Genomic DNA, 9,727 nt, shown 5'->3' with positions numbered 1-9,727 from the left:
ATTTCGACAGCATCGGGATCAGCTTGGATTCGCGGCTGCGGGTGCTCACCCGCCGCGAGTTCGCCGGGATGATCTCGGTGGCCATTGAATCAGGGGCATCACCTGAGGGTGCGGCCAGCACTGTTGAGTTGGGCAGCCCGGCCGCCCGCGCGATCTGGGTGGTGTCCAGCTAGCCCTGCGGCGATCGCAAGCGCGGCAAAGCCGGGCGCGGCAGGTCGCCGCCAAAGCCTCAGCGCTCGGCGCGTTGGTAGGCGGTGACCACAGCTGCTCCCCCGAGCCCGATGTTGTGCTGCAAGGCCGCCGTCACCTTGTCGACCTGACGCTTGTCCGCGGTACCGCGCAGTTGCCACGTGAGTTCGGCGCACTGCGCCAAACCCGTCGCACCCACCGGGTGGCCCTTGGAGATCAAGCCGCCGGACGGGTTGACCACCCAGCGCCCGCCGTAGGTGGTGTCGCCATTGTCGATCAGCTTGGGAGCCTCTCCCTCGCCGCACAATCCGAGAGCCTCGTAAAGCAGCAACTCGTTTGCGCTGAAGCAATCATGCAGCTCGATTACCTGGAAGTCCTCCGGGCCTAAACCGCACTGCTGGTAAACCCGCTGTGCCGCTTGCACATTCATGTCGTAGCCGACGAGATTCTTGGCGGTGCCGTCGAAGGTGGACGCGAAGTCGGTGGTCATGGCTTGGCCGACGACCTCCACCGCCTGCCCCGCCAACCCATGTTTGTCGACGAACGACTCGCTGGCCAGGATCGCGGCGCCGGAACCGTCGGACGTCGGCGAACACTGCAGCTTGGTCAGCGGGTCGGAGATCATCCGCGAGGCCAGGATGTCGTCGAGCGTGTAGGACTCCTGGAACTGCGCGTACGGGTTGTTCACCGAGTGCTTGTGGTTCTTGTAGCCGATCTTCGCGAAATGCTCTGCGGTGCTGCCGTATTGCCGCATGTGCTCGCGACCGGCGGCACCGAACATCCACGGTGCGACGGGCATCGCGAACTCGTCGATCTGGGCCATCGCCTTGACGTGTCTGGCCGTCGGCGATTCGCGGTCCTGGGCGCCACCGCCCAGCGAGCCGGGCTGCATCTTCTCGAAGCCCAGCGCGATCGTGCAGTCAGCGAGGCCGCCGCGGATGGCCTGCGCCGCCAGGAAAAGCGCCGTCGAACCGGTCGAGCAGTTGTTGTTGACATTGACGATCGGAATACCGGTCATGCCCAGCTCATAGAGCGCCCGCTGCCCGGACGTCGAATCGCCGGCGACATAGCCGACATAGCCCTGCTGGACCTCGCGGTAGTCGACACCGGCATCTTGCAATGCTTTGGTCCCGGACTCGCGCGCCATGTCGGGGTAATCCCAGCCCTCACGACGGCCCGGCTTCTCGAACTTCGTCATGCCGACGCCGACGACGTAGACCTTGTTTGTCATTGCCCTAGCGTACGGCGGGTGTCTACAGGTTGGCCGGGCGGAGCACAACCACTGATTTCGTCCGCGGCCCGTCGTCGAGCAGCAGCGCGATCACTAGGCCGTCGGCGGTACTGGCGGCGTAGACGCCATCGATGCCGGCGGTGTGAACTGGACGCCCGTTGGCTGCGGCGTCGGCCTCCTCGGCGGAGAGCTCGCGCCGCGGAAACACAAGCAGGCACGTCTCATCGAGGGTGTGGCTCAGGCGCGGCCGCTCGGCGAGCTCGTCGAGTGAAAGCGCTCGCTCGATCCCGAACCGCCCGACGCGGGTGCGCCGCAGCGCGGTCAAGTGCCCGCCGACGCCAAGTGCCTCGCCCATATCGCGGGCCAGGGCGCGGATGTAGGTTCCTGACGAACAGTCCACCTCGACGTCGATGTCGACCAGCTCGCCGTGGCGGCGGGCGGCCAGCAGCTCGAACCGGTCCACGCGCACGGGGCGGGCGGGCAGGTCGACGGGCCGGCCTTCTCGGGCCAGCCGGTAGGCTCGCTGGCCGCCGACCTTGACGGCGCTGACCGCCGAGGGCACCTGGGTGATGTCGCCATGAAGCCCGGTCATCGCCGCGGCGATCGTCGTGTCGGTAAGGTGTCCTGCTGAAATCTCTTGGAGCAGTTCGCCTTCAGCGTCATCGGTCGACGTGGCCTGACCCAGGCGGATCGTCGCGGCATACGACTTCGAGGCGCCCGACAGTAGACCTAGAATCTTGGTGGCGCGCTCGATTCCGATCACCAGCACACCCGTGGCCATCGGGTCCAGCGTCCCGGCGTGGCCCACCTTGCGGGTGGCGAAGATACGTCGACACCGCGCCACCACGTCGTGGCTTGTCATTCCGGCCGGCTTGTCGACGATGACGATGCCCGCGCTCATAGCACGATTGCGGTCAGCACCAAGCCGTTGCGTACCAACCATCGTCCGCGCAGCGCGGTCAGCGGTGGCCCCGACAGGGCCGTGCCGTCGATGAGGACCTTGGAGACAAAGACGCCGGTGGTGTCATCGGGATCCACGTCGAACACGACGTGGGCGTCTTCGAAGCCCAGCCAACGCCGCGTCGGAGGAAACCACGCCTTATAGGTTGCCTCCTTGGCGCAGAATAGGATTCGATCCCAGTGCAGGCCTTCGGGCAGCGCGGCAATTTCGTGGCGTTCCTCAGCGAGGGTGATCGCGTCGAGCACACCGTCCGGCAGTACATCGTGCGGCTCGGCGTCGATGCCCACCGAACGCACCGCGGGGCTGCGACCTACCACCGCGCCGCGGTAGCCCGTGCAGTGGGTGAGGCTGCCCACCACGCCGTCGGGCCAGCATGGTTCGCCCTTGTCGCCCTTGAGAATTGGGACCGGCGGCAGACCCAGTTTGCCGAGAGCAATTCGCGCACAGTGGCGTGCGGTGATGAACTCGTTGCGCCGCTTGGCAACTGAGCGCGCGATCAGCGGTTCTTCTTCGGGCAGCGGTGCCAGCCCGGGTGGGTCGAAGTAGACCTCCTCGAACGCCAGGTTGTCGGCGTCGTCGGGCAGCACCGACGACAGCAGGGTTGGCTCGGTCATCGCCGTTGCCGCAGTTGTTCCCGGAACCGCTCGGCCCGTGCCCGCATCTCCGGAGTGATCACGAAATGCCCGCCGAACTCGTTGAGATAGCCGGGCGCGTACTGCGGATCCGGCAGCACCTGGCGCAGCCAGGCGTAGGGTTTGCGGCGCCGCCACTCCCGGGGGTAACCCACCGACACCTCTTCGAAGCGCACCCCGTCATACCAGGTGGTGCGGGGAATATGCAGATGCCCGTACACCGAGCACGCGGCGTTGTAGCGGGTGTGCCAGTCGGCGGTTTCGGTGGTGCCGCACCACAGCGAAAACTCCGGATAGAACAGCGCGTCGCAGGGCTCACGCACTAGCGGAAAGTGGTTGACCAGCACAGTCGGGGTCATCCAGTCGAGCTGTTCGAGCCGGGCGCGGGTGGTGGCCAGCCGGTCGCGGCACCATGCTTCCCGGGTGGGATACGGCTCGGGTGACAGCAAGAACTCGTCGGTGGCCACCACGTTGCGTTCCCGGGCGATCGCCAGGCCCTCGGCTTTGCTGGCGGCCCCCTCGGGTAAGAAGCTGTAGTCGTAGAGCAAAAACATCGGCACGATGGTGGCCGGTCCGCCGCGCTCGGTCCACACCGGGAAGGGATGCTCGGGTGTGACGATGCCCATCTCGTCGCACATATTGACCAGGTAGTCATAGCGATCACGGCCGAAGACCTGCATCGGATCCCGGCCGGTGGTCCACAGTTCGTGGTTGCCGGGCACCCAGATCACTTTGGCGAATCGTCGGCGCAGCACATCCAGCGCCCAGCGAATCTCGTCGGTGCGTTCCGCGACGTCGCCCGCCACAATCAGCCAGTCGTCCGGCGACGACGGGTGCAGCGATTCGGTGACGGGCTTGTTGCCGAGGTGCCCGGTGTGCAGGTCGGAGACCGCCCACAGCGTCGGCTGGCCGCCGTTCATTTGCTCCCGCGCTGCCACGACTCCCCAGCCTAACGGTCCGCCGGCCGCCCTCGGCTGCGTCGTACCTACAACGAGAACAGGTTCTTGTTTCCGCTGTGCCCGCACCGACCCGGCTTGTACACTCCCCGACGATCAGGTCGAGTCAGGGGGTGTGATGGTCGCCACGCTGCGTCTGCTCGCGGCGCTGGTGCGCTGCTCACCGCCGTGGTCTTGGTGTGGCAGAGCGCGCCGCCGGCGGTGACCGGCGGCGGCCGCGTCGAATTGCGGTCCACTGCGGCGCCGATGGAACCGGCCACCACGATGAAGAGCCCGATCATCGCAACCGTCAATCCCCGCCCGTTCGACCCGTGCGAAGACATCCCGTTCGACGTGGTGCAGCGGCTCGGTCTGAGCTTCGCGCCGCCCGAGCACGAAGAGGGGCTGCGCTGCCACTCTACGACGCAGGCAATTACCAGCTGGCGGTCGAGCCGATCATCTGGCGCACCTACGAGCAGACGTGCCGCCCGACGCCGTCGAAACCACCATCAACGGCCACCGCGCCGCCCGGTACTGGGTGTTGAAGCCGACCTGGCGCAACAGCTACTGGTACATCTCCTGCATGGTGAAGTTCAAAACCAGCTACGGGGTGATCCGCAATCGCTGTTCTATTCGACCGTCTATTCCGAGCCTGATGTCGATTGCCCGTCGACGGATCTGCAGCGGGCACAAGACCTTCGCCGTATTACGTCTTCTGACATCGGCCACGCGGCGACCCCACGGACAGCCACGCACCGGCGTCTTTGAGCTAGCCCCATAACCTGAGGCGGTGAGTTTCACACCCAGCGAACGTGCCAGTCGGAGACTGCGCGGGCGGGCGAACAGAATCGCCGGCCAAGCACTAGGCCGGCTGTTATGCCTGCCGAAGCCCACCTGCGGGTACACACTCAGCACCGTCCGGATCCCTATGCGCGACGGAGTCGAGTTGCAAGCCGACCACTACGCGCCCACCGGAGAGCCAGCCGGCACCTTGCTAGTGCGCGGCCCCTACGGCCGCGGGTTCCCGTTCTCGGTGGTATACGCCGCGATGTACGCCGCCCGCGGCTACCGCGTGATTCTGCAGAGTGTCCGCGGGACGTTCGGCTCGGCGGGCGTTTTCGAGCCGATGATTCACGAGGCCGCCGACGCTGCGGATACTGTCGCCTGGCTGCGTCAGCAGCCGTGGTTCACCGGTCGGTTCGCCACCATCGGTTTGTCGTATCTGGGATTCACCCAGTGGGCGCTGCTGCAGGATCCCCCTGCGGAGTTGACCGCGGCCATCATTACCGCCGGCCCGCACGACTTCAACGCTTCGGTGTGGGGCACCGGGTCGTTTGCGGTCGCCGACTTCTTGGGCTGGAGCGACCTGGTCGCCCACCAGGACGACCCCATGCGGCTTCGGATCGCCATCCGCCAGCTGCTGGCTTACCGGCGGGTGACGCGCGCGGCCGGCGGATTGCCGATGGGCGACGCGGCCCGCGCGCTGCTGGGCAACCGGGCACCCTGGTATGAGTCGTGGCTGGAGCACACCAAACCCGACGACCCATACTGGCAGCCGCTGCGCTTCGACGCAGCGCTGGACCGCGTGCAGGTTCCGGTGCTACTGGTCGGTGGTTGGCAAGACGTCTTCATCAGGCAGACGCTCGAGCAGTTCCGCCACCTGGATCGGCGAGGTGTCGACGTGGCACTGACGGTCGGGCCGTGGACACACACCCAACTGCTCACCAAGGGGCTGGCCACCATCACACGCGAATCGCTGAGCTGGCTGGACTGCCATCTGCGCGGCACGACAGAACAACCGCGGCGTACTAGGGTCCGCGTCTTCGTCACCGGTCTCGGCTGGCTCAATCTGCGGGACTGGCCGCCGACGACCGCCGAGCACACGCTCTACCTGCAGCCCGGCGGCGGCCTGGATGCAACGCCACCATCGACAACGGCACCGCCGGCCTCGTTCCGGTACGACCCGGCCGATCCGACTCCGACTATCGGTGGTCGGCTGCTGTCACGGGACGGCGGATACCGCAACGACGACCGGTTGGCCCGCCGCGACGACGTGCTCAGCTTCACCGGCGACCCGCTCACCGCTGATCTGTGCGTGCACGGCAATCCTGTCGTCGAGTTGGGGCATACCTCAGACAATCCGCACGTCGACCTTTTTGTGCGGGTCAGCCAGGTCGACGCCCGGGGCCGGTCGGTCAACGTCAGCGACGGCTACCGGCGACTGACCGACGGAGGCGACACGGTCCGCATCGAACTGGACCCCATTGCGCACCGATTCTGCGCGGGCTCACGCATCCGCGTGCTGGTGGCCGGCGGCTGCCATCCCCGCTACGCACGCAACCTCGGCACGGGCGAGCCGCCGCTGACCGGCCGGCAACTGAAGCACGCCACCCACACGGTGCACTACGGCCTCTCCCGGCTCGTGCTTCCGGTCTCCTAGCCGGCGGACTCAGCCGACGGCATCGCGGACGCGGGCGGCAATCTCGTCTAGCGCGGCGTCGTCGTGCACCGGGCCGGCCAGCCTCGGCGTCACCGGCAGCTGCACCCAGCTGCTGCAGCCCGCGTACTCGGGTGCGCGCAGCAGCGACACCGGCTCGGCCAACGGCGTGGCCGAAACCACCAGCACCGCGAGCCGGTGCTTGGGCCGGAAGTCGAGGCGATCCGCGCGCACCGATTCGGCCGTCCAGATGTGCAGGTCGGCGATGGCGTCGATGTTGTCTGGGCGGTTAACCTGCAGCGCGGCAACTACTTTCGCTGCGGCCCGCACCACGACGTGGTCATCGGTGCTGTCGGCAGCTGCAGGCGAAAGCAGATCTTGATGTTCGGGCCGGACACGCTCGGCGTGGCTGTGCGCGACGGTCGGGAACAGCAAAAAGTCCCGGGCCGCTACGTCAAAGCGCTTTTCGTGAATGCCGCCTTTACGCAGCAGCACAGTTTGGCGACCGTCGAGCAGCGCGTGCACCACCGCGCTCCATTCTTTGAGCGCGGGCACGGTCGCAATCTGGGTCATCGCGCCGCGATCCGGGCTGCGATTGCCGGCCTGCGCAGCGGCGGGATGGTCTTGGGGGGCTGGCGCCGCGGCAGTAGAGCGCCCAACAAGCGGGTCGTGGCCGCGGCGACCTCGGCGACCGCAGCCTCGAACGCCTCGGCGTTGGGCGGTGACGGGCGGGTGATGCCGCTGACCTTGCGCACGTATTGGCGCGCGGCCGCTTCGATTTCCACGGCTGTGGCCGGCGGCTCGAGGCCGCGCAGTTCGGTGATGTTCCGGCACATGCCTCAACGATAGGTGCGCCCGCGACTGGCTACGGTGATGTCTCATGACAGACATCCTGTTGATCGACACCGATGCACGAATCCGCACGCTGACCCTCAACCGGCCCGAATCACGCAATGCGCTCTCGGCGGCGCTGCGGGACAGGTTCTTCGCGGCGTTGGCAGAGGCGGAGTCCGACGACGACGTCGACGTCGTCATCCTCACCGGCGCCGACCCGGTGTTCTGTGCGGGGCTGGACCTCAAAGAGCTCGGCGGCCAGTCGGCCCTGCCGGACATCTCGCCCCGATGGCCGCCGATGACCAAGCCGGTAATCGGCGCGATCAACGGCGCCGCCGTCACCGGCGGGCTGGAATTGGCGCTGTACTGCGACATCCTGATCGCCTCCGAGCGCGCGCGATTCGCCGACACCCATGCCCGAGTGGGGCTGCTTCCGACGTGGGGGCTGAGCGTGCGGCTTCCGCAGAAAGTGGGCGTCGGGCTTGCACGTCGGATGAGCCTCACCGGCGACTACCTGTCCGCCGAGGACGCGCTGCGGGCCGGTCTGGTCACCGAGGTGGTGCCGCACGAGCGGCTGCTGCCCACTGCGCGGGAGGTCGCGGCATCGATCGTCGGCAACAACCAGCCGGCCGTGCGGGCATTGCTGGCGTCGTATCACCGCATCGACGAATCGCAGACCAGCGCAGGACTGTGGCTGGAAGCGGCGGCGGCACGGGAATTCCGGACGAGCGGCGAGGACATCGCCGCCAACCGGGAAGCCGTGCTGCAGCGCGGACGCGCACAGGTGCGCTAGTTACGTCGGACTGCCATGGCCGGGGCAGGGGCCGTTAACTCATGCGACCACAGTTATTTCCACCGACAAACAATCGCTTAGGACGTGTGTCTTCGGCCAATCACCTACGCGTAGCGCTTGTGCCAGGGCTTCTACTAATGGGCTGCTGGCGCCAAGCTCAGCCAACCACGCAGACAACGTTGTCACGATGTCGTCTTCCGACACTTGCACTGTGTGCCCATCATGCAGACGATCGGTCAACTGGTAGACAGTCGCCGTTCGCTTTCCGCCGGCCTGCGACTTGGCTTGGGCATCAAGCCGTGTGCGGCCGCCAGACGTGATGGCGAGTCTCATAGAAACCGGCGTCGGACGGCCTGACCGCCGTGCACGGCTTAGCTTTCTCCTGAAGGACGACTTGGACCAGCCGTATATCGATCGGGCAACGCCGAAGCTTTTAGAGTGCTCGGTAACCGTAAGCGACGCGTCTGCGGTCCTAGTCATAACGGCATCCTTCGGCGAAACCGGCGCCGTCTCGCGAGTAGTGCGCTACCCGACTTCGCCAGTAGCACAGCCAGCCTCGCGCACCGTTGCGGTCGACAACCAGGGCGCGGTGCCAGGGCAGGCACCACTGGGTCGAGGGCGCCGACAGATCGCGGTGGTCGGATCACCCGGCTGGAGTAAGTACCGCCAGGACGCGATAACCATTGTGGGCGTCCGGGGTCAGACCTCGTTGTCGAGCCACCGTAACTAGGAGGCCCCGCAGCATGCCGCGCTCTTCGGCGCCAAGGCCGGCGGTGAGCTGGCTTTCGTGCTGACGCGTAAGACCGGAAAGCTTGCGCATCAGCTTCTTTCCCGCATCGGTGAGGTAGAGGGCGTGCAGGCGGCGGTCACCGGGGTTGCGGCGACGCTCGACGTACCCGCGCTCCTCCAGCTCGTCGACGTAGGCGACGAGACGACCGGGCAACACGCCGAGGTAGGCCCTAAGGGCGTGCTGACTGCGGCCCGGCATTGCGGCGATGGCGCGCAAGATGCCTGCCTGTGTCAGAGTCAATTCCATCGTTGCCATCTGATCGGCGAACAGAGTGGCGGCGAGATGGCCGAGTTCGGCCAGACGAAAACCCACGCCATCGGTCTGCACTAGAGAAGATTCAGCCATTGTGGAACCATCCCCTCCCATTTCCCTCGGAGTCAGGTTCCGCCTTTAATGCCGGCACGTACACGAGTAGTGCACTACCTATCTTCGGCCCGCCTGGCAACACGACTACGTGTTGTGCACGGGACTTTATGCTCCCTTGAGCTGGTGTCAGCAGCTTAGAACCCCTCGACACCGAACTAGCCATGAACTCATGCCCTTGCAAGCTTTTCGCAAGTACCTCAACGGTCAACAGGTCAGCGAATGGGAAGCTGCCGCAAGGAGTTGCGTTACGCCAGTAACCGTTCCACGCCGGCGGGAGGGATTACCGAAGTGGGTGAGCCACCCATCTATCCAGAGCGTGGTAACCGGGCGGGTATGCGGCGTAAGGCCCAGCTGCTGGGCTACCGCCGAAAGGAGCCCGCGAAATGCGCAGCATTTTTCAGGGTCGAGTCCCGCGGTGAGCTGGTCGTCGTGCTCGCGTGCCAGACCCGCAATCTCATACCCACTGGTTCCGGAACGGTTATTTGTCGGAAACGATTACTGTATTTAACCGATTCAGGAAGTACACAATAATGGGCCGGTAAGTTACACAGTTTCCAAC

The 9,727-nt window shown here is 66.1% G+C and carries 10 protein-coding genes and 2 pseudogenes (1 of these 12 cut by a window edge); 4 read left to right on the top strand and 8 right to left on the bottom strand.

The annotated features are described in order from the left end of the window. Positions 1-173, top strand: a pseudogene (gene mntR, locus ACFE99_RS10400) (manganese-binding transcriptional regulator MntR); it begins 547 nt to the left of the window's first position. A 56-nt stretch (positions 174-229) separates the two neighbouring features. On the opposite strand, the gene ACFE99_RS10395 reads toward mntR, so the two are convergent. The 4 genes from ACFE99_RS10395 to ACFE99_RS10380 are packed head-to-tail and all read right to left on the bottom strand — an operon-like array spanning position 230 to position 3,933. After that, on the bottom strand, positions 230-1,420 hold the full coding sequence (locus tag ACFE99_RS10395; RefSeq protein WP_375484907.1) for a lipid-transfer protein: 1,191 nt from the start codon (positions 1,418-1,420) through the stop codon (positions 230-232). Positions 1,421-1,442: 22 nt separating this feature from the next. Further along, positions 1,443-2,321, bottom strand: coding sequence for a tRNA pseudouridine(55) synthase TruB (gene truB / locus ACFE99_RS10390; protein ID WP_375484905.1), 879 nt, complete (start codon positions 2,319-2,321; stop codon positions 1,443-1,445). Continuing rightward, positions 2,318-2,995, bottom strand: coding sequence for a 4'-phosphopantetheinyl transferase (locus ACFE99_RS10385; RefSeq protein WP_375484903.1), 678 nt, complete (start codon positions 2,993-2,995; stop codon positions 2,318-2,320). The genes truB and ACFE99_RS10385 overlap by 4 nt, the downstream gene beginning before the upstream one ends. Further along, positions 2,992-3,933, bottom strand: a complete 942-nt coding sequence (locus ACFE99_RS10380) for a metallophosphoesterase family protein (protein WP_375484923.1) — start codon at positions 3,931-3,933, stop codon at positions 2,992-2,994. Before ACFE99_RS10380 ends, ACFE99_RS10385 begins: the two co-directional genes overlap by 4 nt. A 154-nt stretch (positions 3,934-4,087) precedes the next feature. On the opposite strand from ACFE99_RS10380, the pseudogene ACFE99_RS10375 reads away from it, so the two are divergent. Together ACFE99_RS10375 and ACFE99_RS10370 are read left to right on the top strand one after the other, a co-directional pair. Beyond that, a pseudogene (locus ACFE99_RS10375) lies at positions 4,088-4,667 on the top strand (DUF3558 domain-containing protein). 71 nt (positions 4,668-4,738) lie between these two features. Next, positions 4,739-6,388, top strand: coding sequence for a CocE/NonD family hydrolase (locus tag ACFE99_RS10370; protein WP_375484901.1), 1,650 nt, complete (start codon positions 4,739-4,741; stop codon positions 6,386-6,388). Between the two features lie 9 nt (positions 6,389-6,397). Here ACFE99_RS10370 and ACFE99_RS10365 read toward each other — a convergent pair whose 3' ends face one another. Next, positions 6,398-6,958, bottom strand: coding sequence for a DUF1802 family protein (locus tag ACFE99_RS10365; protein ID WP_375484899.1), 561 nt, complete (start codon positions 6,956-6,958; stop codon positions 6,398-6,400). Continuing rightward, entirely contained in the window at positions 6,955-7,221 is a 267-nt protein-coding gene (locus ACFE99_RS10360; RefSeq protein WP_375484897.1) for a DUF2277 domain-containing protein, read from the bottom strand. The genes ACFE99_RS10365 and ACFE99_RS10360 overlap by 4 nt, the downstream gene beginning before the upstream one ends. A gap of 44 nt (positions 7,222-7,265) precedes the next feature. Here ACFE99_RS10360 and ACFE99_RS10355 point away from each other — a divergent pair, with 44 nt between their 5' ends. Continuing rightward, positions 7,266-8,012, top strand: a complete 747-nt coding sequence (locus ACFE99_RS10355) for an enoyl-CoA hydratase (protein WP_375484895.1) — start codon at positions 7,266-7,268, stop codon at positions 8,010-8,012. 39 nt (positions 8,013-8,051) lie between these two features. On the opposite strand, the gene ACFE99_RS10350 is transcribed toward ACFE99_RS10355, so the two are convergent. Next, complete coding sequence (locus ACFE99_RS10350) at positions 8,052-8,252, bottom strand: hypothetical protein (RefSeq protein ID WP_375484921.1); 201 nt, start codon at positions 8,250-8,252, stop codon at positions 8,052-8,054. A 403-nt stretch (positions 8,253-8,655) separates the two neighbouring features. Beyond that, on the bottom strand, positions 8,656-9,147 hold the full coding sequence (locus ACFE99_RS10345) for a MarR family winged helix-turn-helix transcriptional regulator (RefSeq protein WP_375484893.1): 492 nt from the start codon (positions 9,145-9,147) through the stop codon (positions 8,656-8,658). Positions 9,148-9,727 lie beyond the last annotated feature (580 nt).

Source organism: uncultured Mycobacterium sp. (assembly GCF_964249325.1).
GTDB lineage: Bacteria > Actinomycetota > Actinomycetes > Mycobacteriales > Mycobacteriaceae > Mycobacterium.
Note: the sequence above shows the minus strand (reverse complement) of the source record. Positions and strands in the feature narration are given on the sequence as shown.

Excerpts from the sequence above, each read along its gene's own strand:
- ACFE99_RS10380 (WP_375484923.1), bottom strand. The coding sequence starts at position 3,933 with ATGAACGGCGGCCAGCCGACGCTGTGGGCGGTCTCCGACCTGCACACC.
- ACFE99_RS10395 (WP_375484907.1), bottom strand. The coding sequence starts at position 1,420 with ATGACAAACAAGGTCTACGTCGTCGGCGTCGGCATGACGAAGTTCGAG.
- ACFE99_RS10365 (WP_375484899.1), bottom strand. The coding sequence starts at position 6,958 with ATGACCCAGATTGCGACCGTGCCCGCGCTCAAAGAATGGAGCGCGGTG.
- ACFE99_RS10355 (WP_375484895.1), top strand. The coding sequence starts at position 7,266 with ATGACAGACATCCTGTTGATCGACACCGATGCACGAATCCGCACGCTG.
- truB (WP_375484905.1), bottom strand. The coding sequence starts at position 2,321 with ATGAGCGCGGGCATCGTCATCGTCGACAAGCCGGCCGGAATGACAAGC.
- ACFE99_RS10360 (WP_375484897.1), bottom strand. The coding sequence starts at position 7,221 with ATGTGCCGGAACATCACCGAACTGCGCGGCCTCGAGCCGCCGGCCACA.
- ACFE99_RS10345 (WP_375484893.1), bottom strand. The coding sequence starts at position 9,147 with ATGGCTGAATCTTCTCTAGTGCAGACCGATGGCGTGGGTTTTCGTCTG.
- ACFE99_RS10385 (WP_375484903.1), bottom strand. The coding sequence starts at position 2,995 with ATGACCGAGCCAACCCTGCTGTCGTCGGTGCTGCCCGACGACGCCGAC.